This window comes from Ponticaulis sp. (genome assembly GCF_029210165.1).
Taxonomy (GTDB): domain Bacteria; phylum Pseudomonadota; class Alphaproteobacteria; order Caulobacterales; family Hyphomonadaceae; genus Ponticaulis.
In genome coordinates, this window is the sequence record NZ_JARGNT010000001.1 from 2,196,289 (window position 1) to 2,219,802 (window position 23,514).

General features: G+C 55.5%; 29 protein-coding genes. 8 read left to right on the top strand and 21 right to left on the bottom strand.

The genetic code is table 11. The features are described from left to right. The first annotated feature begins 186 nt into the window (after positions 1 to 186). Positions 187 to 984: a cell wall hydrolase gene (locus tag P1U45_RS10665; protein WP_293608535.1), complete on the top strand. Its 798-nt coding sequence runs from the start codon at positions 187 to 189 to the stop codon at positions 982 to 984. 51 nt (positions 985 to 1,035) lie between these two features. Here P1U45_RS10665 and P1U45_RS10670 read toward each other — a convergent pair whose 3' ends face one another. The 9 genes from P1U45_RS10670 to P1U45_RS10710 all read right to left on the bottom strand — a co-directional run bounded on the left by P1U45_RS10670 (position 1,036) and on the right by P1U45_RS10710 (position 8,799). Next, positions 1,036 to 1,848: an SDR family oxidoreductase gene (locus P1U45_RS10670; RefSeq protein ID WP_301059062.1), complete on the bottom strand. Its 813-nt coding sequence runs from the start codon at positions 1,846 to 1,848 to the stop codon at positions 1,036 to 1,038. An 81-nt stretch (positions 1,849 to 1,929) separates the two neighbouring features. Continuing rightward, entirely contained in the window at positions 1,930 to 2,784 is an 855-nt protein-coding gene (nadC, locus tag P1U45_RS10675) for a carboxylating nicotinate-nucleotide diphosphorylase (RefSeq protein WP_301059063.1), read from the bottom strand. A gap of 12 nt (positions 2,785 to 2,796) precedes the next feature. Continuing rightward, positions 2,797 to 4,335, bottom strand: a complete 1,539-nt coding sequence (locus P1U45_RS10680; RefSeq protein ID WP_301059064.1) for an L-aspartate oxidase — start codon at positions 4,333 to 4,335, stop codon at positions 2,797 to 2,799. Between the two features lie 39 nt (positions 4,336 to 4,374). Beyond that, positions 4,375 to 4,821, bottom strand: a complete 447-nt coding sequence (locus tag P1U45_RS10685) for a hypothetical protein (RefSeq protein WP_301059065.1) — start codon at positions 4,819 to 4,821, stop codon at positions 4,375 to 4,377. Next, positions 4,818 to 5,285, bottom strand: a complete 468-nt coding sequence (locus tag P1U45_RS10690) for a hypothetical protein (RefSeq protein ID WP_301059066.1) — start codon at positions 5,283 to 5,285, stop codon at positions 4,818 to 4,820. The genes P1U45_RS10685 and P1U45_RS10690 overlap by 4 nt, the downstream gene beginning before the upstream one ends. Before the next feature lie 25 nt (positions 5,286 to 5,310). Next, complete coding sequence (gene nadA, locus P1U45_RS10695; protein ID WP_363258729.1) at positions 5,311 to 6,423, bottom strand: quinolinate synthase NadA; 1,113 nt, start codon at positions 6,421 to 6,423, stop codon at positions 5,311 to 5,313. Between the two features lie 343 nt (positions 6,424 to 6,766). Beyond that, positions 6,767 to 7,204 (bottom strand): thioesterase family protein, encoded by a 438-nt coding sequence (locus P1U45_RS10700; protein WP_301059067.1) that lies wholly within the window; start codon positions 7,202 to 7,204, stop codon positions 6,767 to 6,769. Between the two features lie 90 nt (positions 7,205 to 7,294). Further along, positions 7,295 to 8,263, bottom strand: coding sequence for an NAD regulator (locus P1U45_RS10705; protein WP_301059068.1), 969 nt, complete (start codon positions 8,261 to 8,263; stop codon positions 7,295 to 7,297). Continuing rightward, positions 8,263 to 8,799 (bottom strand): protein-tyrosine phosphatase family protein, encoded by a 537-nt coding sequence (locus tag P1U45_RS10710; RefSeq protein ID WP_301059069.1) that lies wholly within the window; start codon positions 8,797 to 8,799, stop codon positions 8,263 to 8,265. The genes P1U45_RS10705 and P1U45_RS10710 overlap by 1 nt, the downstream gene beginning before the upstream one ends. Positions 8,800 to 8,932: 133 nt before the next feature. Between P1U45_RS10710 and P1U45_RS10715 the strand changes: the two genes are divergently transcribed. After that, positions 8,933 to 9,136: a hypothetical protein gene (locus P1U45_RS10715; RefSeq protein ID WP_301059070.1), complete on the top strand. Its 204-nt coding sequence runs from the start codon at positions 8,933 to 8,935 to the stop codon at positions 9,134 to 9,136. On the opposite strand, the gene P1U45_RS10720 is transcribed toward P1U45_RS10715, so the two are convergent. After that, positions 9,114 to 9,668 (bottom strand): HD family hydrolase, encoded by a 555-nt coding sequence (locus tag P1U45_RS10720; RefSeq protein WP_301059071.1) that lies wholly within the window; start codon positions 9,666 to 9,668, stop codon positions 9,114 to 9,116. The genes P1U45_RS10715 and P1U45_RS10720 overlap by 23 nt on opposite strands. Before the next feature lie 217 nt (positions 9,669 to 9,885). Here P1U45_RS10720 and P1U45_RS10725 point away from each other — a divergent pair, with 217 nt between their 5' ends. The 4 genes from P1U45_RS10725 (at position 9,886) to P1U45_RS10740 (ending at position 12,545) form a co-directional block, all read left to right on the top strand. Then, positions 9,886 to 10,023 carry a hypothetical protein gene (locus P1U45_RS10725; protein ID WP_022694995.1) on the top strand — a complete coding sequence of 46 codons (138 nt, stop codon included), beginning with the start codon at positions 9,886 to 9,888 and terminating at the stop codon, positions 10,021 to 10,023. A 113-nt stretch (positions 10,024 to 10,136) separates the two neighbouring features. Beyond that, positions 10,137 to 10,871 carry a TlyA family RNA methyltransferase gene (locus tag P1U45_RS10730; RefSeq protein ID WP_301059072.1) on the top strand — a complete coding sequence of 245 codons (735 nt, stop codon included), beginning with the start codon at positions 10,137 to 10,139 and terminating at the stop codon, positions 10,869 to 10,871. Positions 10,872 to 10,923: 52 nt separating this feature from the next. Then, positions 10,924 to 11,997: a class I SAM-dependent methyltransferase gene (locus tag P1U45_RS10735; protein WP_301059073.1), complete on the top strand. Its 1,074-nt coding sequence runs from the start codon at positions 10,924 to 10,926 to the stop codon at positions 11,995 to 11,997. Next, positions 11,994 to 12,545 (top strand): DUF924 family protein, encoded by a 552-nt coding sequence (locus P1U45_RS10740; RefSeq protein ID WP_301059074.1) that lies wholly within the window; start codon positions 11,994 to 11,996, stop codon positions 12,543 to 12,545. The genes P1U45_RS10735 and P1U45_RS10740 overlap by 4 nt, the downstream gene beginning before the upstream one ends. Before the next feature lie 3 nt (positions 12,546 to 12,548). On the opposite strand, the gene P1U45_RS10745 is transcribed toward P1U45_RS10740, so the two are convergent. From P1U45_RS10745 to P1U45_RS10755, 3 genes are read right to left on the bottom strand one after another with little or no spacing between them, the layout of a single operon-like run. Continuing rightward, positions 12,549 to 13,049 carry a hypothetical protein gene (locus tag P1U45_RS10745; protein WP_301059075.1) on the bottom strand — a complete coding sequence of 167 codons (501 nt, stop codon included), beginning with the start codon at positions 13,047 to 13,049 and terminating at the stop codon, positions 12,549 to 12,551. Next, positions 13,049 to 14,149: a chorismate synthase gene (gene aroC, locus P1U45_RS10750; RefSeq protein WP_301059076.1), complete on the bottom strand. Its 1,101-nt coding sequence runs from the start codon at positions 14,147 to 14,149 to the stop codon at positions 13,049 to 13,051. Before aroC ends, P1U45_RS10745 begins: the two co-directional genes overlap by 1 nt. Positions 14,150 to 14,177: 28 nt before the next feature. Next, positions 14,178 to 14,837, bottom strand: coding sequence for a cyclase family protein (locus P1U45_RS10755; RefSeq protein WP_301059077.1), 660 nt, complete (start codon positions 14,835 to 14,837; stop codon positions 14,178 to 14,180). A gap of 79 nt (positions 14,838 to 14,916) precedes the next feature. Here P1U45_RS10755 and pdxH point away from each other — a divergent pair, with 79 nt between their 5' ends. Further along, positions 14,917 to 15,591, top strand: a complete 675-nt coding sequence (pdxH, locus tag P1U45_RS10760; RefSeq protein WP_301059078.1) for a pyridoxamine 5'-phosphate oxidase — start codon at positions 14,917 to 14,919, stop codon at positions 15,589 to 15,591. Then, positions 15,564 to 15,893: a hypothetical protein gene (locus P1U45_RS10765; protein WP_301059079.1), complete on the top strand. Its 330-nt coding sequence runs from the start codon at positions 15,564 to 15,566 to the stop codon at positions 15,891 to 15,893. Before pdxH ends, P1U45_RS10765 begins: the two co-directional genes overlap by 28 nt. 22 nt (positions 15,894 to 15,915) lie before the next feature. Here the strand turns inward: P1U45_RS10765 and P1U45_RS10770 are convergent, their stop codons facing one another. From P1U45_RS10770 to P1U45_RS10805, 8 genes are all read right to left on the bottom strand, one after another. Beyond that, on the bottom strand, positions 15,916 to 16,584 hold the full coding sequence (locus P1U45_RS10770; RefSeq protein WP_301059080.1) for a phytanoyl-CoA dioxygenase family protein: 669 nt from the start codon (positions 16,582 to 16,584) through the stop codon (positions 15,916 to 15,918). Positions 16,585 to 16,599: 15 nt separating this feature from the next. Then, entirely contained in the window at positions 16,600 to 16,968 is a 369-nt protein-coding gene (locus tag P1U45_RS10775; RefSeq protein ID WP_301059081.1) for a hypothetical protein, read from the bottom strand. 82 nt (positions 16,969 to 17,050) lie between these two features. Beyond that, positions 17,051 to 19,213, bottom strand: a complete 2,163-nt coding sequence (locus P1U45_RS10780; protein ID WP_301059082.1) for a carbohydrate binding family 9 domain-containing protein — start codon at positions 19,211 to 19,213, stop codon at positions 17,051 to 17,053. Positions 19,214 to 19,395: 182 nt separating this feature from the next. Then, positions 19,396 to 20,226, bottom strand: a complete 831-nt coding sequence (locus tag P1U45_RS10785) for a polyphosphate kinase 2 family protein (protein ID WP_301059083.1) — start codon at positions 20,224 to 20,226, stop codon at positions 19,396 to 19,398. Between the two features lie 66 nt (positions 20,227 to 20,292). Further along, positions 20,293 to 21,597 (bottom strand): hypothetical protein, encoded by a 1,305-nt coding sequence (locus P1U45_RS10790; RefSeq protein WP_301059084.1) that lies wholly within the window; start codon positions 21,595 to 21,597, stop codon positions 20,293 to 20,295. Positions 21,598 to 21,774: 177 nt separating this feature from the next. Further along, positions 21,775 to 22,392, bottom strand: a complete 618-nt coding sequence (gene rpsD / locus P1U45_RS10795) for a 30S ribosomal protein S4 (protein ID WP_022695007.1) — start codon at positions 22,390 to 22,392, stop codon at positions 21,775 to 21,777. Between the two features lie 151 nt (positions 22,393 to 22,543). Beyond that, entirely contained in the window at positions 22,544 to 22,741 is a 198-nt protein-coding gene (locus P1U45_RS10800) for a hypothetical protein (RefSeq protein WP_301059085.1), read from the bottom strand. A gap of 35 nt (positions 22,742 to 22,776) precedes the next feature. Beyond that, entirely contained in the window at positions 22,777 to 23,514 is a 738-nt protein-coding gene (locus P1U45_RS10805) for an RNA methyltransferase (RefSeq protein WP_301059086.1), read from the bottom strand.

Here is a 23,514-nt window from a genome sequence, read left to right on the forward strand (position 1 = left end):
ACTTTGGAGGCGACTGGCACCAGTTTTGTAATTGTCAGTCCACCCGTCTGAACAGAATAAAACACTAAGACGGGTTAAAGATTAGCTGGGGTTATAACTTAAATGTTAACTCTATTTAAGACTTCTTCCCGTAAGGGATTACGTCAGCGGTCGCCTTGGGGCCGAGTGACGTCATGGTGGTCAACTATGTCTGATCGAGAGCAACGCTCTACGCTTGCGCGCGGAATCGCGATTTCCGCATGCGCAGTGACGGCTGCGATTGTGCTCCCGACTCTGGCTGGCCGCGTTGAGACCGAAACACAACGTGCAGAATTCCGTGAGGATGCACGCTATCTTGCTTCACGTATCGAAACACGTGCGCCTGTTGAGGCCGATTCCGATTCTGCTGTCCTCGACACCGAATGGATTCGCACCGTTGAGTATGCGCTCAATCGTGCACCGGGTGCCGCAACAGACCGCTACAGCCAGCGCTATCGCGATATGGCTGCGCTCGAGACGTATGCGTCTTTCGACCCGTCTCACCTCGAGATGGCCGAACAGACACAACAAGAGCATGAGTGCCTGTCCACTGCGATCTACTACGAAGCACGCTCTGAACCGATCCTTGGTCAGATCGCCGTAGCAGAAGTTATCGTGAACCGTGTTCGTGACCACCGCTATCCTAACTCCGTATGTGAGGTTGTGTTCCAGGGTTCTGAGCGCAGCACGGGCTGTCAGTTCAGCTTCACATGTGATGGAGCGATGGATCGTCACCCTGCACGTGGTCGTCTGTGGCGCCGTGCGCAGGATGTGGCATCTCACGTCATGATGGAGCTCAACCAGCCTCTGACAGGTTCTGCGACCCACTATCACACGGACTATGTTGATCCGGTCTGGAACCGTCATCTGGTTCACACCAAAACGATCGGCACACACATTTTCTACCGCTTCCCACGCGGTCAGGAATGGGCAGAGGTTCGTGAGCGCAATGAGCGTTCGACCTGATCACCTGATCTGAAAATCAAATTGTCCGAAAGCTGACCCGGCCTGCCGCGGTCAGCTTTCTCTTTTGGGCATAGAGCGCGCGATGCGCTTTTGCAGCATGCCGGGGAAGAAACGCTTCGCGAAGCGCGCGCGTTCTGCATCTTTGCCGACAAGATAGTGCATCTGTTTGCCATGTGCGGCTTCCCAGACTTTTTCGGCCGCCATAGACACGGGGTAAACGTTCAAACCGCTGGCAAGCAGCTCGTCTTTCATGAAGCGGTTCGCGCCTTCCTGGCCTGCGCTATCCAGAATCGGTGTGTCGACAAACCATGGCAGCAGGCAGCAGACCTTTACGTCAAAATCGGAAAATTCGTGATCCAGAGCTTCTGTGAGCCCGCGGACAGCAAATTTAGTGGCGGAATACACTGCCAGCTGCGGAGAGCCTGCAATGCCTGCTGTGGACGCTGTATTGATGATACGGGCGCCGCGGGTTTCCTTCAGATAGGGCAGAGAGGCATAGACGCCATTGACGACGCCTTTGAGGTTCACATCGATCATACGGTCGGATTCTTCCGGTGCGATCGTCTCCATCCAGCCAAAGCTACCGATACCGGCATTGTTGAATAGCACATTCATCTGACGCTCTGTGGCTTCGCCGAAATTTCGCATAGCGGCATTCCACGCGTCGCGGTCGCGTACGTCCAGAACGCCGCTGAGCGAGTTTTGCTTGCCAATTTCGTCTGAAATGTCTTCGAGGCCGCGCTCGTCAATGTCGTAAAGACCGACGAACCAGCCCTTCTTGGCAAAGAAGCGTGCTGTCTCGGCGCCAATTCCTGATGCAGCGCCGGTGATGAAGATGCTTTTGCGTCCCCGAGCTTCACTCATAATGTTCGTTCCATCCCCTGTTTGAGTGAACAGGTTAAGGTGCTCTGCGGGCTTTGCAATCAGCTTTTTTGAAAAGCCTCATCAGGCGGCATCCATTCCGAGGTCCAGGTTCAACGCAGAGTGCGTGAGCGCGCCAACCGAAATGAAATCAACGCCTGTGGAAGCGATTTCAGCGACAGTGTCCAGATTTACTCCGCCGGACGCTTCTGTCGTGAAGGCGCCGCCGACCATGCGGACCGCCTCGCGAAGATTGTCGCAGGACATATTATCGAGCAGCACCGCGTGGGGCTTCAGAGGAATGATCTCCTCAAGCTGGTCGAGCGTGTCGACCTCAATTTCGACCATGCGCAGATGGCCAGCATAATCGAGTGCACGCTTCAGAGCTTCGGTAATGCTGCCGCAAGCGGCGATATGGTTGTCCTTGATCATGATGGCATCGTCGAGACCATAGCGGTGGCTCGTGCCGCCGCCGCAACGTACGGCGCGCTTTTCAACGGCGCGGTGGCCAGGTGTGGTTTTGCGCGTGCAAACGATTTTGGCGTCCGAGCCTTCAATGCGGAAGACGAACTCGCGTGTGAGTGTGGCAATGCCGGAAAGACGCCCCATAAAGTTCAGCATGGTGCGTTCTGCAGTCAGAATGGATCGGGCGGAGCCATTCAGCCGTGCCACGACCTGACCCGGCGCTACTGCCGCGCCATCGGGTGTCTCGATGTCCAGAGAGACAGACGTATCGATCATGCGCAGAGCGAGTCTGGCGGCATCGAGTCCCGCAATCACTCCATCCTTACGGCCGACAATGTTCACGGCCATGGTCGTGTCCGGTGGAATGGTCGCATCCGTCGTCAGGTCGCCCGCGCGGCCCAGATCCTCGCTCAGCGCCAGGCGGACAATTGGTTCCAGAACGATATCGGGAAGGGGTGGGATGAATGAGGTCAAACTCGGTCTCCTCTAAGCGTTACTGGTGGGCGGATCGATGAAAACAGGCCCGGCCTGTCCTTTATAGAGAAAGGTCCGCTTCGGCGTATCTGATGTGTCCGGGAAATCGGACCGGAAATGTCCGCCGCGGCTCTCTTCTCGTCGCAGGGCAGAGCGGGCGATTAGCTCGCTGACCACGAGTGCCCGCGGCACGAGCCCCGCCGGAAATTCTTCAGCTTGCTCGATGATCCAATCAAGCAGCGCTGTGAGGCCCTTGCCATCGCGCACGACGCCGCATTCGGCCGCCATGCGAGCCCGGAGCGTTTGCAGCGACGCATCGTCGAGATCAGGTGGTGAGATGCCTTTCGCAGTGTCGTCGAGCTCTGGCAGATCGCTTCCCTTGAGCCGGTCGGCAATCCGCGCAGCATAGACGACCGCTTCAAGAAGGGAGTTGGAGGCGAGGCGGTTTGCGCCGTGCGCGCCTGTTGAGGTGCACTCACCACACGCTGAGAGGCCTTTCAGACTGGTCCGCCCCCACAGGTCGGTTACAATGCCGCCCATATGATAATGGGCCGCAGGCGCGACCGGAATTGGATCAATCCGCGGGTCGATACCGGCTGACATGCAGGTAGAATAGACGGTCGGGAAATGCTCTTCGATCTCATCACCGATGGCATCGCGCGTATCGAGGAAGGCTTTTCCGTCCGACAGCGCTTCGATGTGGACAGCGCGCGCGACCCGGTCACGTGGCGCAAGTTCGCCCATCGGGTCGTGACGCGGCATAAAGAGCGTACCGTCTTTATTGATCAGTTTAGCGCCTTCGCCGCGCAACGCTTCGGTGGCTAGAGGCGCGGGGTCGCGGTCAATGTCGATCGCCGTCGGGTGGAATTGCACGAACTCCAGATCAGCGATGAGGGCGCCTGCTTCATAGGCCATAGCCACGGCATCACCCCGGGATTCGCGTGGATTGGTTGTGATGCGGAATAGCCCGCCCGAGCCACCCGTACAGAAGACGGTTTCTCTGGCGTATATTGGAGAGACTTCTCCTTCGCTGTCGCGTACAAGCACGCCGGCCACATTCTTCTTGCTGCCTGACAGCAGGCCAATTGCCTTCAGCCCGTCGATTATTTCGATATGTTCAGCCGCCGCGGCCGCTGCTGACAGCGCCTCCATAATGGCGCGGCCTGCCAGATCGCCTGCTACACGGGCAACGCGTGCCTTGCTGTGAGCGGCTTCAAGAGACAGGGCGAGTGCGCCTTCTGCCGTCCGGTCGAACGGTACGCCAAGTTCTATCAGGTCGCGTACGCGCAGCGGGCCAGCTTCGGCAATGAGTTGTGCGGTGACCGGATCGACAAGGCCGTCGCCCGCCAGAACAGTGTCGCGCGCATGCTCTTCCGGAGAATCGTCCGGTGCGAGCGCGGCCGCCAGACCACCTTGCGCCCATGTCGAGGACGATGCCTGACCAACAGGGGCAGGGCAGATGACCGTGCATTTGCGCGGTGCAAGACGCAGGGCCAGAAACAGGCCCGCAAGCCCGGCACCCACGATCAGGATATCAGTGCGATCACTCATTTCGTGACGCAGCCTTTGGCGAAATTGGTTGTCATGAGATCAGGAAATAGCCCCGATTGAGCGCCGGAATTCGGCGACGTGGAAGCCCCAGGACATCAGATAGCCCTGCATCAGATCAGCGCTTGTGATGGCAAGGCGAAAATTGTCCGGCAAATAGCCGCCATTGTCATAGCCCTGAATATATTCCTCAATTTCGGAGCTGATCTCCAGAATATTGTCTTCGCGAATAGCGGTGCATGACTGGCGAACCTGCCATTGCTCCGAACCGCAAATCTGTAGCGCTGTCAGCTCACACTCATAGACGCCTGGCTCGGACGTACCCAGAAGCAGGGCTGACCCGGTGAATGAACATCCGGCACCTGTATCGGCTTCAAACGACCATTCGCCGCTAATGTTTGGAACGTCGTCGGATGCCTGCTCGGCGGCCGCAGCGCCCGACAGCATTGGTGCGAGACAAACAGAAAGGGCCAGTACAAGCTGTTTCATGAGATATTCCCCTCATCGCGCACGAAAATCGCTGCGGCTGTAGAAGCGGACACAAGACGCCCGTGCATTTCATCGCCGGTAACGTCGCTGATGATGAAGTGATCGGGTATATAAATGCCCATCACATTGGGCATACGTTCGATGAATTCGACGATTTCACTTTCGAGCAGATACTCTGTGTTGTCCGCTGTGATCTGACAGGTCTGGGCAACAACAGACCGTCCAAAGCCGCAATCTTCAACAGCCGTTAGTTCACATTCCAGGCCGTTCGCGTTCGTCTGGCCGGGGAAGACTGTGAGAGTGCCTGTCATCTGGCAAATGCCATTGGCATACCGGTCTGTTGAGAATGACCAGCTTCCCAGCATGTCAGCATTGAATTCCGAACGCGCCGTGACCGCCGGTTCTGCCTGTGCGACAGAGAGACATGTGGCGATCACAAAGAGCGTTGCCGGAACTGATTTCATACTGACCTCCGGGGCAACCGAGCCCTTATGCCGGGCTCAGCGTTTCAATATCCTTTGGTGCAAGGCCCGTTTCGAACGGACGTGCAGTCTTTGGATTTGGCAGAGCGAGCATAGCATCAATCGCTTTTTTCGCCTGCACACGAACATCTTCGTCGACCAGAACTTCGTGCTTCATCTCGGTCAGAGCGTCGAAAATGTTCTCCAGCGTAATCCGTTTCATATGTGGGCACAGATTACATGGTTTCACAAACTCTACGTCCGGATTGGCACTCGCGACATTGTCGCTCATGGAGCACTCGGTCAGCAGAACAACTTTGTTCGGGCTGCGCTCGGACACATAGTTGGACAGAGCTGATGTAGACCCTGCAAAGTCTGATGCTTCCAGAACATCTGGTGGGCATTCAGGGTGTGCAAGGATCAGTACGCCAGGGTGGGCATCACGCAGCGCGTGAATATCGTCAGCAGTGAACTGCTCGTGCACTTCGCAGCGGCCATCCCATGTAATGATCTCGATATCCGTCACGGCAGCTACGTTGCGCGCCAGATACTTGTCCGGAATCAGGATGACTTTATCGACACCCCATTCCGCCGCGACGTGCTCAACAACCTGAACCGCATTGGAAGATGTACAGCAAACGTCTGTTTCCGCTTTTACATCTGCAGTCGTATTCACATAAGTGACGACAGGAATGCCCGGATACTTTTGCTTGATGAGGCGGATATCTGCACCCGTAATGGATTCGGCCAGTGAACAGCCTGCTTCCATATCAGGGATAAGAACCGTCTTCTCCGGCGCGAGAATTTTAGATGTCTCGGCCATGAAGTGAACACCAGCCTGTACGATGACTTCGGCATCTACATTGGCCGCTTCGCGCGCCAGCTGCAAAGAGTCACCACGAAAATCGCCAACAAGGTTGAAGATATCCGGCGTCATATAATTGTGCGCCAGAACAACCGCATTTCGCTGTGTTTTCAGCTTGTTGATGCCGTGTACGAGCGGCGCAATGCCCGGCCATTCCATCGGAGTGATGAAATCCTTCACCTCTTCATAGAGATGGTCCGTAGCGGCTTTAACCTCGTCATTATAGGAGAGGCCGCGAGCTTCCAGTGCCGTCGGCGTGCGCGTCAGCGCAGGCATGTCGCAACCAGGTGCAGTATCAATAATTCGGGCCATTAGTCCCCTCCTTCGATTGTAAGGGGCAAGCCCCTTTTGCTCAATATGAGCATAATATGGGTAGACAAATACGCCTTTTCAAGATCACAGGCCTTGAGAAAGGAGGAATTGATACCCTTTTGCACAAATTGAGCAAAACTCAGTGCGTCACAAATACGTCAAAGAGCAGAAGCTGGCAAGTCAAATCTGGGAGAGGGGCGAAAGGTAGGACAATCTAAAACGCGATCCAAACAACGCAGTGAGGGCATATTCCTTGCTGCAACTGCGAGATAGCGGAGAAATTTTGCTTCGGCCTTTGCCTAATCGGTTACTCCTCGCGCAGGAGCGATGTCGCTGCGGCGCGAAGGTTTTCCGGGATAGGCACGGGGCGGCGCGTATCTTTGTTGACATAGACATGCGTGAAGCTTGCTTCGGCGGCCGCGTCATTCTCGCCAACAGAAAACAGGCCGATCAGATAGGTGATGGAGCTGTTGCCGACGCGTGCGACTGCCATACCGGCCTCAATCGGTTCGGGCCAGCCGAGGCTGGCGTGGTAGGTGCAGCCCGATTGCACGACGAGGCCGACGATATCACCATCTGGGACGGGCATGCCTGCTTCATTGCGCAGCCAGCTGTTCACAACGCTGTCGACCAGTTCGTAGTACACAACATTGTTCATATGACCGTAGACATCATTATCCTGCCAGCGGGTGGTCAGGTGACGGTATTGTACAAAGTCGGAACGTGTCGCGCGGGTTTTAGTCACTTGTTGGCCTGCCAGTCGTGTTGGTTGTCTATATTGAGTTTTAGGGTGCTTGCTACAGCGTGCATAGGGACGGATTGGAAAAAGTCCGGCTTATCGCTGTTTGGGCGTTTGAACGCCAAGGGCTGCCTGTTCTGAGAGTATTTCTCTGCGGAAACGAAAGCGCTCAGCCGGGCGGCCGCCCGTCGCGGTTTCAAACTCGCCAGTGCCTTCCACGAAACCTGTCTTATCCAGCGCACGGCGGAAGTTTTGCTTGTGCAGCTTAGTGCCAAGTATGCCCTCAACAGTCTCTTGCAAAGCAGAGAGGGTGAACATTTCCTGCATTAATTCAAAGACAACCGGACGATATTTGATTTTGCCTCTTAAGCGGCTCATGCCGGTTGCGAGAATACGGCGATGGTCCGACCGCATCGGTGTGCCGGTGACACGCTCGGGCAGGCTGCAGGGCGAGGTTTCGGCACGGTCCCGCCAGGCTTCCGGAACGATGTCGGCTTCGTAAAGGAGCTCATAGCGCTCCAGAACACGCTCTTCGATCCACGGTTTGTCATCGAGGCCAAAAGCAATGCTGGCGCGGGTCCACCGATCATGGCTGGCTGCCGGACTGCCCGCGCTGTCCGCCCATTTCTTCAACTGGTCAGACAGTGGGCTGATGATGGCTTGTGCGCTGTCTGCGTGATGGTCTTCCCAGGGGAAATAGCGATACCAATTGCGCCACACCGCATCGAATGCGCCGCCAATTTCCGTGGCTTCAGGTGTCAGCGCGATATAGCCTACAGATATCACCCTGTCGGCAGGGCTTCCGCTATCGAGGCGCGCAGTTGGAAGTTCGCGGCCCAGATCACCGAACGTATAGAGTTGCTCGACATAGCCGAGCTCAAAGCCGGTTTGCGCGCTCACCCAGTCTCTTAGGCCAATTTCGAACGTGCGGTGGCCTTCAGGGTCGAACGCACCAAAGGGGAGACCTTCTAGCCCGTCTTCGTCGCCGCCACGAGTCGCGAGCACGTGTGGCAGGCCATCAATGGCCGCAACGATAACTGCAGAAAGGCCGACCCGCAGAGACATTAAACCCAGTGACCTCGCATTTCGTCGAATTGCGTCGGCAGGGCAAATGGTTCGGCGTCTTCGGCGTAAGTATGCGGCTTCATCGTCATGACGGCCTTGAGCATACGACCGTTACGGCCAAGAAGAGAATCCGCAAACGTCACAAGCTGCCGGTTCGGCTTGGCCGTAGGGGACGCCTCGCGCAGAAGATCTGCGATCTCGGACTCGTCGCGATCCGGATTTAAAAGACACGCAGTAATGAATGCCGATGCGGTTGAGCGGGAGACGCCAGCCCAGCAATGAATGAGGATTGGGTCGTTGCGATCCCAATCGCTTACAAACTCGATCAACTGTTCGACATGTTCCGGCATTGGCGGATCGGGCGTTTCGTCATCTGCTTCAACGTCTTCAAACGCCAGCCTTAAATGCTGGCCGTCATCCAAATGAGGAAAGACGGGGAATTCATCCCATGGGGCGAGAAGGCTCACCACCTTTACAGGACGTATCTCGTCTGAAAGCGGCGGCGCACGGAAGCGCGAACTGACCCAGATTGTCATGTCTTCCCCTGTTCGAAGGATACCCGCCCCAGCGCGTCCGAGGCAAAGTTCAGATGCCCGGATACGTTGCCGTAATTTCTGACGCAACGGAAGGCTAAAATAAACATGTAAAACAGAGCAATAGGTTCTTCTGATGAGAAAGCCCGTAGAAACTGCCATCCTGTTCGTGATTATCTGTGCAGGTCTCTACACGATGAAAATCGCTGGTGACGAGCCGCAGGCCGTGGCTGAACTGACCGGATATGGCAAAACGAGACTCACAGTGAATTGCCCTGATGAGTCTGCGTCAGCCGTTCAGGATAGCATGACATCATTCAGCTGGCCTGAAGCGCTTTGAAGCGTTCTACGAACTTCGCTTGCGCTTCCATGGCAGGCATAGGCGTGAGGCGCATCTCTGAGTGGACTTCAGGTGCGCCGAAAATCTCGTCAGCCTCAGCTTCTGAAAATCCGGCAAGCTGAACAGCTTCCAGCCATGCGCTGATATGATCGGCTCTCTTAATCAGCTTTTTCAATTTTTTGTCGGTAACAGGTGGTAAACCGAAACGAATATGAATCGCCCGTTCAAGCCTGTCTTCGAACGTGCGGTAACCTTCGCCCAGTACCGCTTTGAATGGCGAGATCATATCACCGATGACATATTCAGGGCTGTCATGGAGCAGGGCGACCATGCACTCTTCCCGCGTCATTTCGGGTGACAGCTCACGGCAGACCTCTTCCACGACAAGGCTGTGTTGGGCGACAGAAAATGCATGTTCGCCAATCGTTTGGCCATTCCAGCGCGCTACCCGCGCGAGGCCGTGTGCGATATCGCTGATCTCAATATCCAACGGAGACGGGTCCAGAAGATCCAGTCTGCGACCCGAGAGCATACGCTGCCAGGCGCGTGATGCGGGAGCTTTTTGACGTGCGATTTTAGCCTCCGAATGGTCAGTTCTGCCCGGCAAAATCTGCCGGTTTTGGTTATCAAAAAGTGAATAAAATCAGATACTTTTGTAGTAATTTTATTCGCCTGAATCTTCGCTTTGAATACCCTTCATTAAGAGCCTTCACCTTACTCTGTCTACACTCCGAGGGAGAGAGTGAAAAATGATTGATGTGATGGTGAATGCGGTGCAGCAGCCTGCTGCACCTCTGATGGTTCTTTGCCTCGCGGGGCTCGCAGTCGTGATTGAAGCGATGCGCGTAAGCCGTGAAGCTATGTGGAGCGATCTTTTCGAGGACTAACCTCCGCTGAGGCGTTCTGGGTGATAATAAGAAAAATTATTGGGCGGCCTCAAGGGTCGCCCATTTTCATTTCTGCCCATTTCCATTTTTGAAAGAGCGCGTAAACAGGCTGAATGTCTGAACGTGTGCGCCTTGATAAGTTTCTTGTTGATAGCGGGTCTTTAGCGACCCGGTCAGACGCGCAAGCCGCGATCAGCGCAGGCAAGGTAACGGTGAATGGTGCCGTCGTGACGAAGGCCAGCCTGAACGTCGGCGGGGATGACATCATTTATGCAGAGCGGGCGCATCCTTATGTCTCTCGCGCGGCGCTGAAGCTTAAAGGCGCGTTGGAGGTGTTTGGCGTTGATGCAAGCGGGCTAAACTGTCTGGATGTCGGCTGCTCTACTGGCGGCTTCACTGAAGTTCTGCTGGAAGCCGGTGCGGCGCATGTTGTCTCGGTAGATGTGGGGACAGACCAGTTCCACCCGAGTCTGCGAAACCATCCTAATGTCTCACTGTTCGAGCAACTGGATGCGCGCAAACTCACGTCCGAACAGATTGATCATGAGATTGACTTTCTGGTCTGTGACGCGAGCTTTATCGGTCTGGAAAAGGTTCTCGATCCGGCAGTATCATTTGTTAGGTCGGGCGGTCTGGCGCTTTTGCTGTTTAAGCCGCAATTTCAAGTCGGTCGTAAGGCTGTCGGCAAGGGCGGTATCGTAACTGACTTAGAGGCGGTCGAGGCAGCGAAACAGGCGTTTTCAGACTGGCTGGAGGCCAATGGCTTCACGCTAAAAGGCTGGGAGCCATCGTCCGTCACGGGCAGTGATGGCAATCAGGAATGGCTGGTTTACGCCATTAAACGCTGAGGCTTCCCAAAGCGGTTAAAAACGCCATATCTTCTTTCAGGAGAGAAAAGCCATGGCTGAGAGTCCTCGCAATCCGCTTCGCGCGCTGAGTACAGCAAAATATGCTGCAGGGCAGGGTGTTCGCACGCTCTGGTATTCTGGTCATTACGCGCTTCTGCGCCGGAATATGGGCGGTTTCTCACGACCTGACGAACCTGCATTCAAGCCTGCCAGCGGTCAGCCTAGCTTTAAGTCGATGCGTCGCGAATTCTTCAAAGCCTATCAGCGCGATCTGGAAAATATTGAAGCGGGGCTTTATCCGCGTCCGCGTGATGCGCAGCCTTCGCAGCTCCCCGCAGCGCTGCGTCGCTCACGCTCTTTCCTGAAGGATGCCGATGCGGTGAATAAGCGCCGGCTTGAGCGTAATGGCACTGAGGTGCGCGATGAACTGCGAACTGGCAATTATCCTGCCTATTACCGCCAGAACTTTCACTATCAATCTGGCGGCTGGTTCTCTGATGAGAGTGCCGATATCTATGATACGCAGGTCGAGGTGCTGTTTACTGGCTCTGCCGATGTGATGCGCCGCTGCGTGCTTGGCGAAATATCAAAACTGATGAAGGGCCGTAACCAGCGCCAGACGCAGCTATTAGATCTTGCATGCGGTACAGGCCGCTTTCTTGCCAGCGTGATGGATGCCTTTCCGCGCCTCAACGCAACGGGGCTCGATCTGTCGCCCAATTACACGGAGAAAGCCAAGAACGAAGTCAGTCACTGGAAGTCTGCGGAGATCATTCAAGGACAGGCCGAAGCTATGCCGCTGCCGGATGCGTCTCAGGATATCATCGTCAGCATTTACCTCTTCCACGAGCTGCCGCCGAAAGTGCGCCCAGTGGTGGCCAAAGAGATTGCCCGCGTACTGAAACCAGGTGGAAGCTTTGTGTTTGCGGACTCATTACAGCTTGGCGACACACCGGAGATGGATGGTCTGCTTGAATATTTTCCGGAAGGCTTCCACGAACCCTATTACAAACACTATCTCACTGAGGAATTCGGCAAGTTGTTTTCCGAAGCCGGTCTTGTGCCTTCAGAGCCTGATCCGGTGTTCCTCACTAAAATTCAGACATGGACAAAGCCCGACGCATGACCGCAGCTGATAATAAAGACGCAATCGACTTTCTTGATTTCTGGCTGAGCGCCGGACCGTCCAAATGGTTCAGCGGCGGTGAGGCATTCGATGAGAAATGCCGCGCCTATGAAGCGCTATGGGAGAAGGGCGCTGCAGGTGAGCTGGACAGCTGGGCGGACACCGCCTCGGGAATGCTCTCCCTCATTATTCTGCTGGATCAAATCCCCCGTAATATCTTCCGCGGCGATGCCAAGCAGTTTTCTACCGACGCAAAAGCGCTGGACCTCGCACGCGTTGCTATCGAACGCGGCTATGACAAAACGCAGATGATGCCGACGCGGAACTTCTTCTATCTGCCTTTCATGCATTCAGAAGATCTGGCCGACCAGCAGCTATGCTGCGATTTGCTGCGTCCGCTGAACTCACGTGAGCATTACTATTTCGCGCTGGTCCATATGGACGCCATCGCGCGCTTCGGACGTTTCCCGCATCGTAATAAAATGCTGGGCCGTGAAACAACGGATGCCGAGAAAGCTTATATGAAATCAGGTGGTTTTGGCGCGTAGCGTTCAGGTATTGCCGGACATGAAATAGCGAAAGGCGCTGCGAACATCGTCCGGCGTATCTTCAAGCTTTGAGAGATCAAGACGAATTTTACCGTCGCGGCGTAGCTTGAAAATGCGGATTTCCCACGGGCGCAGGCGCGTTGCCGCCGTGGCTGAAAACACATCCGGAATAGGACGTGTGAAGCTGAGATCGATCGCAGGAAGCTTCAGCGCCTTTACCTGAACCATACCGTCGCGCACATCAGAAATGTCCCGCCAGCGCACAGCGCCAAGGCCGTCAATCTCGACACCATCTTCGGAGAGTTTGAGTGCAGGCCGGTCAAACCGCGTAAGCGGCCAGAAGCGCAGAGCGACGAAGGTCAGTATCGCTGCAATGATGGAGAGGCCCGGAACGCCAGCCAGAAGACCGGTCATGCCAGTCACAGCGGCGAGGCCTAAAGGTATCCAGACGCGCGTCGCAATATTGGTCTTGTCATAGTCCGCCGTGAAGGTGCGTCCAGACATCAGCCCATTTGTCCTCTGTGACGGAGTTTGTGGTCTGCCAGAACACAGGCCATCATCGCCTCTGCAACAGGTGCAGCGCGAATGCCAACGCATGGATCATGGCGGCCCCTCGTCATTACATCGACATCCTGTCCGTCGCGTGTGACGGATTTGCGGGTCGTCAGAATGGAGGAGGTCGGCTTCACAGAGAAGCGGGCCACAATCGGTTGACCGGACGAGATACCGCCCAGAATGCCGCCATTATTGTTGGAAAGGAAACGCGGGCCTTCATTGCCTGCGCGCATTTCATCAGCGTTTGCTTCGCCCGTGAGTTCGGCCGCATCCATGCCGGCACCGATCTCGACGCCTTTGACCGCATTGATGGACATCATCGCCATAGCGAGGTCTGAATCGAGCTTGCCATAGATCGGCGCGCCCCAGCCCGGAGGAACACCTTCAGCAACAATTTCAATCACCGCACCGACAGACGAGCCGGACTTACGAATTTCGTCGAGATAAGTTTCCCAGGTCTTTGCTGTGTCCGCGTCAGGGCACCAGAACGCATTCTTCTCTGTTTCCGCCCAGTCCCATTTCTCGCGATCAATCTTATGCTCGCCAATCTGCACAAGTGCCGCGCGGATTTTGATGTCAGGGCCCAGTACGGCGCGGGCAATTGCGCCTGCTGCTACGCGCGAAGCCGTTTCGCGGGCAGATGAGCGTCCGCCGCCGCGATAGTCGCGCACGCCATATTTTTCGTCATAGGTGAAGTCGGCATGGCCCGGGCGATAACGGTCACGGATATCACCGTAGTCTTTGGAGCGCTGGTCGACATTCTCGATCATCAGGCAGATCGGCGTGCCGGTCGTGACTTGTCCGCCGAATTTTTCTTCGGTCTGGTCATCATTGAAAACGCCAGAGAGGATTTTGACCTGATCGGGTTCGCGGCGCTGTGTCACAAAACGCGATGTGCCCGGCTTGCGCAGGTCCAGATATTTCTGAATGTCTTCCACATCGACGCGCACACCGCCCGGACACCCGTCAACTACGCAGCCAATAGCTGGACCATGGCTTTCGCCCCAGGTTGTGACCCGAAAAAGATGACCGAACGTGTTATGCGACATGTGACCTGGCTACCGTGCTGATTTCCGGTCAATCCATAATGGCATGAGCGCGCACTGGAAAGGTGCCGACCTCTTTAATTTTCGGCGGTACCGCGGAAAACAGGAAGCCGTCATGCGGCAGCTCGGCCAGATTGGTGAGATGTTCGACAATCGGAATCTCGGCGCCAAGGAGAATTGAGTGCACAGGGCGTTCGCCGCCATCCACATTGTCGATATTGAAACTGTCGATCCCGACGAGCACGGCGCCTTCATCCCGCAGCCACGCTGCGGCTTCGCGGCTGAGGAATGGGTGCTCTTCGAAATAGGCGTCCGTTCCGAAATTGTGAGACCAGTCTGTACGGATCAGTAAGGCTTTGCCTTCAACTTTCAAATGCTCGAACCAGGACAGCCCGATATCGCGGTTCGGCGCAGCTGAAACGTTGACGCATAGCGCCTCAACCGATGACACACGCGCAAGGCTCAGCCCGCACATGTCGTGACCGTCGCGATAACGGTGGCGTGGCACATCCAGATACGTGCCCGTGTTGCCGTGCATAGATATCCACTGCATGGAAAACTCGGTGCCTTCGGCATATTTGCCGTGCGATTTTTCAAAGCTCATCCAGTCGCAGATGATCGGCGCTGGCAGGCCTTTATAGGTCACTATGCCTTCTTCGATAGAGTGCGAGAGGTCGATATATCGCGGCATAATCCGTTCCTTCAGGCTTGTCCTTGTGTGGAACCGCGCACACATTCAGTCAAGGCGGCAGCATCGCAGGAAACTTCACATGTCCGATAAGAAAATTGATGACCTCATTCCGGCTTCTCCGGACTATCAGGATCAAAAAAACGCGCCTGAGGACGATCACGTGTTCTTCGCAAAGGAGAACCCGTTCGACCTGTTCGCAGACTGGCTGAAAACGGCTGTAAAATCCGAAGTGAATGATGCGAATGCCATGTCTCTTGCTACAGTCGATGCTGACGGTTTGCCGAATGTTCGCATGGTGCTTTTGAAGAGCGCGGATCAGGACGGCTTTGTCTGGTACACTAATCTTGAGAGCGCCAAAGGCGGCGAGTTGACTGGCCAGAAAAAAGCCGCGCTATGCTTTCATTGGAAATCGCTGCGTCGCTCTGTTCGCGTTCGCGGGGACGTCGAGCTTGTCAGCGATGAAGAAGCTGATGCTTATTTCCAGTCTCGCGCGCGCGACAGCCGCATCGGTGCCTGGGCAAGTGAACAATCCCGCCCGATGGAGGGGCGCTTTGCGCTCGAAAAACGTGTGGCGCAATATGCGACTAAGTTCGGACTCGGTAAAGTGCCGCGTCCGCCGCACTGGTCAGGGTTCAGACTGAAGCCGGTCGAGATCGAGTTCTGGCGTGACCGCCCATTTCGCCTGCATGACCGTCTGGTGTTCCGTAGAGAGAATGAGGGCGCGCCGTGGACCACGACAAGACTGTTCCCATAGCGTTCATTGTCGAACTGGTGGTCTCGATCATCGTCGCAATAATTGCATTTGCCGAGATGATTATGTCCTGGGCCGCGCTTCACAGCGGCGCAAGGTATGCCGGTAGCGGCGATGATCTCGTGGTCAATTTTTCGCTGTTTGTCGTGTGGCTGATGCCATTTGGTATTCTTGCGGCCTGGGCCATTTATGAAACGGTCCGAAAGAATGTGCGCACAGAGATGATTGTTCTGAACCCATCGATACCGTTGGTGCTATCTCTGCTGCCCGTTGCTTTTGTCTATGTGAATTTCTTCGTGTTTTGATCCGGTAAGGTAGCAACTGAAGTTATTCCTGCTCAATCGCCCATTCCAGCGGTTCCGGTAGATCGAAGGCTGAGTAGTCGATCCGTATAGTCCTGCGTCGTGAATTGGTTTTTGATTTTCCCGACCGGTGCAGGATTAGGCTGTTGCACGCGAGCAGATCACCAGCTTTGCATTCGCCCGTTTCGATCTCGCAATTCTCGGCAAGTCCTCTGGCATTCCCCGCAGGAACAAAGCCATTCAGATGGCTGGCTGAGGCAATCTGCATCGCTCCGTTTTCGGTGGTTAGCTCATCGAGGTGGATCCGGATAAAGAGGCTTTTCTTGAAGGCTTCAATCGGTGGCTCGCAATGCCAGTAATCGCCTTGTTTTGTCCAAGCTGAATAGCCCGCGAGATCGTGTTTGTCGCGAACAGCAATGACCCGGTCCTGATGCCATGGCACCAGCCAGTTCTGGTCATTTGATTTATTGAAGACCGTCACACGAACCGGGTGGGCTTTAGGCAGCAATTCATCCGCTAAAGCCCCGACGGTGCCAGTGGGCGCGAGTAGATTCTTGATTCCATCGATTCTGACGTGCCGTGTGCCCGCACCACCATGGTTTTCGTCCACCCAATTAGTCAGACGCAAAAGCTCGGCGGGCGATAACGCCTGCCGAGCCCAATGATAGCCTTTGGTGACAAAATCGGTGCTCAAGATGAGCAGACTTAATCAGCGACCGACCGGATTTTCAATCACTACGGACGCACCTGCTGGAATGCCGAGCTCGGAGAAGCTGTAAACCAGCTCAACGCCTTCCGGCATGAGAGCGCGGCAATGGTCTTCACGTTCGCGCTCGAACTCGACATAGAATATGTTGTGATCTTCACGGTCCACGTCGACCTCAAAATACGATTTGTCTGTGCAACCGTTCGATGGAACGCGGACAGTGACGGTGTCTCCAGAGACATCTGCGCTATAGACGCGGTCATCATGGGATGAGTAGTGAGAGCTATAGCCGTCTGAGTCGGCATCGATAATGACACAGCCAGCGGCGAGGAGTGCAGCGCCTGAAATGGCTGCGAGGGTGATGAGTTTCATGACGGAGGTCCGTATTGTTTTGCGATAATAGTCATATCGCAAAACAATAATAGTTCGTCAAGCAACAATATCAGAAAAAGTGTCAGAACTGAAAGCGGTTGCCGAAGCGGACGACAAACTGGCTCTGGACTGACTCAAATTCTCTCGGAAACTCGTCATAGTCGACCACAGCGCCATGGCCGACAGACACGAAGACCTCTGTTTCAGGGCGAACTTCCCAGCGCAGTCGGCTGAAGATCGACATGCCTTCAGAGATATTGTCGTACTGGATCTGTGTATTCACAGAAATATCTGGCGAGAGATTGATGACATTCTCGACCGAGTAGACCTGCACGGTGACATCACCATTCGGCACTGAAATCTGGTCGCGGTCATATTCCAGCTTCAGGCTCCAGTAAGGAGAGGGCTGGAAGTTTGTCGCGAGCTTGACCTTCACACGTTCGCCGCCGAAATAATCCTGCACTCGAATCTCTGAGTTCGTGCCGTAGGGCCGTGTGAAGGACGACCGGATCGACGCTGATGCACCGTCATTATGGTACTCGCCTGCGGGAATGATAATGCCGCGTGGCAGCGAGAATGGCGTATTCACGACTTCCAAATTTTCGAACACCGAAAACTTGAACTCGTCGGTAGCGCTATTCACGAACTCGAAATTGAACTGGTTGCGTCGCGTTTCCAGATTGCCGTCGAGGTCGGTGATATAGTTGTGCTCTGTGCCTACCTGCCAGTATTGCAGCCAGCTATCTGTCTGGCGGAAACGGCGATGCCAGCCTGCGCGGCTGTCCTGCGTGCCCGGGCGGTTCACAAAGCCGAGGGCAGGGCGGTACTCCTCGCCAATTTCGCGGAAGGAAACATTCCAGCCCCATTTATCGTTCGGGTACTGAACGAGCACGCCATAGGAATCGTCTTCAATGTCATCAGACTGGCTGCGTAGATAAAAAGCTGTCGCCTGCAACAGTCCGCCGCCCATGAAGTTACGGTCGCGGTAGATAAAGTCTGTGCCGAGCACGGTGTTATCTGTAAGGCCGCGTGGATCGCCATTCGTCGCGATGAAGCCGAGGCGGGAATTGTCGAGCACATCAATGCTGACACGGCCAACCGAGAGGGTTTGCTCTTCAATATTTGCGGCGCTGCCCATGCGGGTGGTCAGAAGGCCAACCTCGACACCGTTCAGCTCGCCACTGAGCTTGATGCCGCCCTTCATATCCACCTGCGTACCATCGACGATACCAATGCGGCGCGAGAAAAATGGCTGGCCGTTGGACTGGCCGCGGCCGAAGGTCTGTCCGGCAAATTCGAAAACAGCAGCATCCTGAAGGAAGAAGTCACGCGTCTCTGGCAGGAAGATGGAGAAGCGGCCGGTATTGATCTGACGGGCGTCCAGCGGTGTGTCAGAGAAGTCGGCATTCAGTGTGAGGAGACCGGTGAGGGACGGTGTGAACTTGTAATAGATATTGGCGCTCGGCGCGAAGATCAGATCGTCGTCGCGAGGGCGTTCCCAGTCGCGGCTCGCTTCAATCTTGCCAAGGACTTCAATGTCCAGCCCCATGCCTTCTTCGATGTCACTAATACCGACGAGGCGGCCCGGCTGACGGAAGTCAAATGGTTGTACGCCAGGATCAATAGAGGCCCAGCGAATCTGTTCGTTTTTGTGAGCCAGCTCGCGCGTGATGAGCAGGCCCCAGCCTTCATCTGACTCCGGATCGAAGCTGATAGAGCGGAACGGAATTTCGATTTCCGCCGTCCAGCCGTCATCAGTGACCTGTCCGTCTGCCGCCCAGATCGTGTCCCAGGCGACGATTGGCGGGCCACCGCGCTGAAGGATACGGTCGAGACGTGCACCTGCTGCGTTTACATCAAAGCCAAAGCCGCCAAGGCCCGTATTGAATGGGTCGATATAGAAGCGCAGCATGTCATCGCGCCAGACTTCGCCGTCGCGTTCCATAATGCGGGTGATGATTTCGTCAGGATTGCTGTCAAAGGCGTGGACGGCGACATAAAGCGCGTTCTCGTCATATGCCATATAGACGATGGTGTCTTCCGTCGGGGTGCCGACAATTGGCTCTACGGAATAGAAGTCGGTTATCTGCGTCGCCTGTGCCCAGATGGGATCTGAGAGGTCGCCATCAATGGTAGGAGCAAGATCAGGAGAGACGCGCGCAGGGGCTACGCTTGGCACATAATTTGGAAAATCGGGGAATACGGTTTCCTGTGCGCTGGCTGCACCGACAATGCCGACTGCCACACAGCTGACTAGCAAACTCTTACAAAACGACGCCAATATCCTCGCCCCTCATATATCTTATGCCTGTCGTTTTAGACAACCGCACCAACAGCGCAACAAGATAATGAGAGTTAACTACACAATTCTGCCTCTGAAGAAGGCCTCAGAGACGAACCGCCCTGATTTTCATCAATAGTTGCGCATTAAATGTCGTAGTCCGCTGCGTTCCACCCCGGATCTGGATACTGTGGGTCCATGTCTTCGAGCGCGCCGCGAACGATTCGGGCAATCATCGCATTGCGACGGGATTTGGAGTCGGACGGCACAACATACCATGGCGCGTGCTCGGTTGAACAGCGCTCTACCATGTCGTCATACGCATCCATGAATTCGGGCCAGAGCTTGCGATCCTCAAGGTCGCCAGGATTGAACTTCCAGCGCTTATGTGGCTCGTCGAGGCGGGATTTGAGGCGCTCTGCCTGCGTCTCCGGAGAGATGTGCAGCATGAATTTCAGAATCCGCGTGCCGTTCTCAGTGAGGTGTTTTTCGAACTGGTTGATCTGTTCGTAGCGCTTCTCAATGTCGTCCTTTGGCGCGAACCCGCGCACTTTGACGACCAGAACATCCTCATAATGGGAGCGATCGAATATCCCGATATAGCCTTTGCGCGGCACTTGCTGGTGCACACGCCAGAGATAGTCATGAGAGAGTTCAAGGTCGGTCGGCTTTTTGAAGGCGGCAACCTGAAGACCCAACGGGCTGGTATAGGCAAAGACAGAGCGCATCGTGCCGCTCTTGCCTGATGTATCAATGCCTTGCAGCACGACGAGCAGGGCGCGCTTTTGTTCGGCGTAGAGAATATCCTGAAGCCGGTCGATTTCGCGCGCGTCTTCTTCGCAGCTGGCGCGGGCGGTGTGTTTGTCGTCGAACAGTTTTTCGTCACGTGTGGCGCAGTCCTTCAGTTTGAAGGTTTTGCCGGGCTCTGCAATCAGACGCCTTGCAACGTCCTCACTGGATGGAATCTCGATACTCATGACGTCAGTAAGACGTGAATTCGCCCTGACAGCAAATGGTTTTGCCGTCAGAGCGGGAATTGCAGGCTAGCAAACGTTACGGTTCTGGTTGCTGCCCTGACACCAGGCCGCGCGGTAACGGTCACGGGTCTGTTGAGAGGCTTGCGCTGACGACAAGACTGGCGAAGAGCTTGGCGTCGGGCCAGAGTTGGTCGTGTAGCTTGGCGCACGTGATCCGTATTGCTGCTGGTAGCGTGCGGCTGCCGCGCCAGGTGCGTTTGTATCGCCGCCAAATGTGCCCTCAAGGCCAGTACCGCGTGCAGACAATTGTGAATTCACGAAGGACGCGACCTGACCAGACGGGAACCAGTACGCCAGAACATAGAGGTCCTGAGTGTTCAGGGTCGACATCGCGCCCGCATTGTTTGCAGCAAGAACGGCGCGGGATGCGAGGTCTGTAGAGCGGTACTCATGCACGGCGCGGTTCACTGCATCTGCGTAGCGACCAGCGCGAATGAGGCCATCAATATCGCTGTTACGCTGCTGTTGCTGAGCCTGATATGCAGCGAGTTCTGCTGCCTGAGTGCGGATCCAGTTCGTCAGATACTGGCCGTATTCACAATGGTTTTGCTGACCACCGCGGCAGGCACGCGTATACGCCTGCGCTGCGAGGTCATACTCTTCGAGCATCATATAGATATAGCCGACATTGCCGCAGGATGGCGCGACGCCCTGATTGCAGTTCAGCTGGTTATAAAAAATCCCGCGCTGGGCATCGAAGGTCGGGGATTCCGGGTTTCCGTAAATCGCTTCGGCCATCTGACAATAGAGACGATCATATGCATCGGCGCAGACAAGCTCAGCCATCGGGCCAGCGCGAGAAAAGTCGACATGTCCCGGGTGTTCGCCGGCGCGGCCGTCATAGGCGATCGCGGCGCCGTCTTTACAGGCAGGGATATTTCCTGCCTCGCAGCCTTCTTCCATCATATCGAGACCGCGTCCGATATCCCGAAAGCCGAATTGCGGGAGGATCGCAACATCATAGGCAAACTGACAGCCATCGTAATGGCCGACCGAGCAGGCGCGTTCGAAATTGTCGAGAGCCGCGCTACGGTCCTGACGGATATTGCCTTCGCCATAGAGCTGCCAGCGTCCGACATAGAAGCAGCCATCTGGCACACCCAGCTCACAGGCGCGTATGAAATAGGGAAGGGCGTTCTGTTTGTTGTTCGGCGCAATCTCTGCACCTGCATAGAAACAGCCTTCGGCGTTTCCGGACTGGCAAGCGCGAACATTGTTGGCCGATTGGGCTTCAGTCGGCGAAAACGCAGGCGCGAGCATCACCATGGCTGCGCAGAAGGCTGCGCCAGCTAAATACTTGAATACAGACATAATATCCCCAGAACACATTATCGATAATGTACACTGCCGGATGATTATCCATTTTGCGTCCCCTGAACAGGGGAGGGTTGCATTTTCACTGCATTCGCGACCACGTTGGGCGCGATGGCCAAGAAAAAAGCCGCCCGGAAATCCGGACGGCTTCTTCGAAATCGATGTTCTGTCTTCTTACGAAGAGTAGAATTCGACGACCAGGTTTGGTTCCATTTTCACTGGGTATGGAACGTCAGAAAGCTCAGGAATACGAACGAATGTCGATTTCATAGCTTTCGGGTCGAGGTCGATGTACTCAGGAACGTCACGCTCAGCAGAACCGAGAGCTTCCAGAACCAGCGCCATGTTTTTCGCACGGTCACGGAGTTCAACAACGTCGCCTGGCTTCAGACGGTAGGAAGGAATGTTCGTGCGAACGCCGTTTACTTTGACGTGAGCGTGGTTCACGAACTGACGCGCTGCGAAGATTGTAGGAACAAACTTAGAGCGGTAGATGAACGCGTCGAGGCGGCACTCGAGGAGACCAATCAGGTTCTCTGCAGTGTTGCCCTTACGACGAGCTGCTTCGTCATAAGTTTTGCGGAACTGCTTCTCGGTGATGTCGCCGTAGTAACCTTTAAGCTTCTGCTTCGCCATCAGCTGTGTACCGAAGTCCGACATTTTCGAACGACGAGCTGCACCGTGCTGACCCGGGCGAGACTGACGCTTGTTTACTGGAGACTTTGCGCGGCCCCAGATGTTTTCGCCGACGCGACGGTCAATTTTGTACTTTGCACTATGTCTGCGGGACATGGTGTCATCCTTATTACTGACTGGGTCCGGCTTGCCACCCTATGTGGCGAGCGATCTCAACGGCGGACACCAACCACCCGTCATAGCTCCGCACCCGAGTAAACGGGGCGAAGCGCGCTAAAAGCCTGAACCGCGCGTGTTTGTCAACCGCCTATTGATCGGGCGTTTCGATTGTCTGCGATCCATAGCGGATAATGAAATACAGAACACCGAAAAGCAGGCCGCCAAGCCCCCATTCCACGCCTTGATGAAGCACCAGCGCAACGAGGGTGAAAATCAGCCCTGCGACGGCTGGAATAGCCCAGATGATAAGCTGTGTCGTGGTAGGGGCAGGTTTCTTCTCTGACATGGCACTGAATTAGCGTGTTCGGTGCGCCGTTTCAATCAGTCATCGCGCTGAATGCGGGCTTTGCCGCGGCCAAGCGCGAGGGCTTTGATGGCGCCGCGGAAGGTACGGGTTTCCTGCGCCGTCCAACCTGAACGGGTGAACGCATTTCGAAGGTTCTGGACCATCACGTCTTTCTTCTGTGCAGGAAAGAAGAAGCCTGCGCGGTCGAGTTCATCTTCGAAATGCTCCATCATACCGATGAGCTCGTTGCGATCAGCCGGCATGTCGACTCCGGTAACTTCCTCGCTGGCTTCTGCATCTGCAAAGGCATGGGCAAAGACGCCAACCGCCTGAGCCAGATTGAGGGACGCAAACTCACGGTTCACCGGATAGGTGAGGATAGCATCGCACATAACAACGGCGTCGTTAGGGAGACCTGATTTTTCAGCGCCAAACAAAACGCCTGTCTTGCCCGCAGCTTTCATGAGCGCATCAACGCCGGTGCGGGTGGAGTGAACTGGCTTTTCCATGCCGCGCTGGCGGGCGGTGGTTGCGAGCAGAAAGTGGAGATCTGAAACGGCCTCATCCAGCGCCTCGTAAACCGTTGGTGTGACAACGCCGCTCTCGAAAGCGCCAGCAGACATGGTCTCTGCTGCAGGGTTGGGCCAACCGTCCCGCGGGGCGACGATCCGCAAATCAGACAGTCCGAAATTCCCCATAACGCGTGCCGCAGCGCCGATATTCTCGCCCATTTGAGGGCCAACGAGGATGATTGCGGGCGTGTTCTTTGTCAT

Bases quoted from the DNA above. Each gene is read 5' to 3' on its own strand.
- P1U45_RS10710 (WP_301059069.1), bottom strand. From the start codon at position 8,799: ATGACAATCTGGGTCAGTTCGCGCTTCCGTGCGCCGCCGCTTTCAGAC.
- P1U45_RS10805 (WP_301059086.1), bottom strand. From the start codon at position 23,514: ATGACAAAGAACACGCCCGCAATCATCCTCGTTGGCCCTCAAATGGGC.
- nadA (WP_363258729.1), bottom strand. From the start codon at position 6,423: ATGCCTGCGCTGACGCGCACGCCGACGGCACTGGAAGCTCGCGGCCTC.
- P1U45_RS10725 (WP_022694995.1), top strand. From the start codon at position 9,886: ATGATTGATGTGATGGTGAATGCGGTGCAGCAGCCTGCTGCACCTCTG.
- P1U45_RS10785 (WP_301059083.1), bottom strand. From the start codon at position 20,226: ATGAGTATCGAGATTCCATCCAGTGAGGACGTTGCAAGGCGTCTGATT.
- P1U45_RS10775 (WP_301059081.1), bottom strand. From the start codon at position 16,968: ATGAAACTCATCACCCTCGCAGCCATTTCAGGCGCTGCACTCCTCGCC.
- P1U45_RS10790 (WP_301059084.1), bottom strand. From the start codon at position 21,597: ATGTCTGTATTCAAGTATTTAGCTGGCGCAGCCTTCTGCGCAGCCATG.
- P1U45_RS10715 (WP_301059070.1), top strand. From the start codon at position 8,933: ATGAGAAAGCCCGTAGAAACTGCCATCCTGTTCGTGATTATCTGTGCA.
- aroC (WP_301059076.1), bottom strand. From the start codon at position 14,149: ATGTCGCATAACACGTTCGGTCATCTTTTTCGGGTCACAACCTGGGGC.
- P1U45_RS10680 (WP_301059064.1), bottom strand. From the start codon at position 4,335: ATGAGTGATCGCACTGATATCCTGATCGTGGGTGCCGGGCTTGCGGGC.
- P1U45_RS10690 (WP_301059066.1), bottom strand. From the start codon at position 5,285: ATGAAATCAGTTCCGGCAACGCTCTTTGTGATCGCCACATGTCTCTCT.
- P1U45_RS10685 (WP_301059065.1), bottom strand. From the start codon at position 4,821: ATGAAACAGCTTGTACTGGCCCTTTCTGTTTGTCTCGCACCAATGCTG.
- P1U45_RS10705 (WP_301059068.1), bottom strand. From the start codon at position 8,263: ATGTCTCTGCGGGTCGGCCTTTCTGCAGTTATCGTTGCGGCCATTGAT.
- P1U45_RS10755 (WP_301059077.1), bottom strand. From the start codon at position 14,837: ATGCCGCGATATATCGACCTCTCGCACTCTATCGAAGAAGGCATAGTG.
- P1U45_RS10740 (WP_301059074.1), top strand. From the start codon at position 11,994: ATGACCGCAGCTGATAATAAAGACGCAATCGACTTTCTTGATTTCTGG.
- P1U45_RS10745 (WP_301059075.1), bottom strand. From the start codon at position 13,049: ATGTCTGGACGCACCTTCACGGCGGACTATGACAAGACCAATATTGCG.
- P1U45_RS10730 (WP_301059072.1), top strand. From the start codon at position 10,137: ATGTCTGAACGTGTGCGCCTTGATAAGTTTCTTGTTGATAGCGGGTCT.
- P1U45_RS10720 (WP_301059071.1), bottom strand. From the start codon at position 9,668: ATGCTCTCGGGTCGCAGACTGGATCTTCTGGACCCGTCTCCGTTGGAT.
- rpsD (WP_022695007.1), bottom strand. From the start codon at position 22,392: ATGTCCCGCAGACATAGTGCAAAGTACAAAATTGACCGTCGCGTCGGC.
- P1U45_RS10735 (WP_301059073.1), top strand. From the start codon at position 10,924: ATGGCTGAGAGTCCTCGCAATCCGCTTCGCGCGCTGAGTACAGCAAAA.
- pdxH (WP_301059078.1), top strand. From the start codon at position 14,917: ATGTCCGATAAGAAAATTGATGACCTCATTCCGGCTTCTCCGGACTAT.
- P1U45_RS10665 (WP_293608535.1), top strand. From the start codon at position 187: ATGTCTGATCGAGAGCAACGCTCTACGCTTGCGCGCGGAATCGCGATT.
- P1U45_RS10670 (WP_301059062.1), bottom strand. From the start codon at position 1,848: ATGAGTGAAGCTCGGGGACGCAAAAGCATCTTCATCACCGGCGCTGCA.
- P1U45_RS10800 (WP_301059085.1), bottom strand. From the start codon at position 22,741: ATGTCAGAGAAGAAACCTGCCCCTACCACGACACAGCTTATCATCTGG.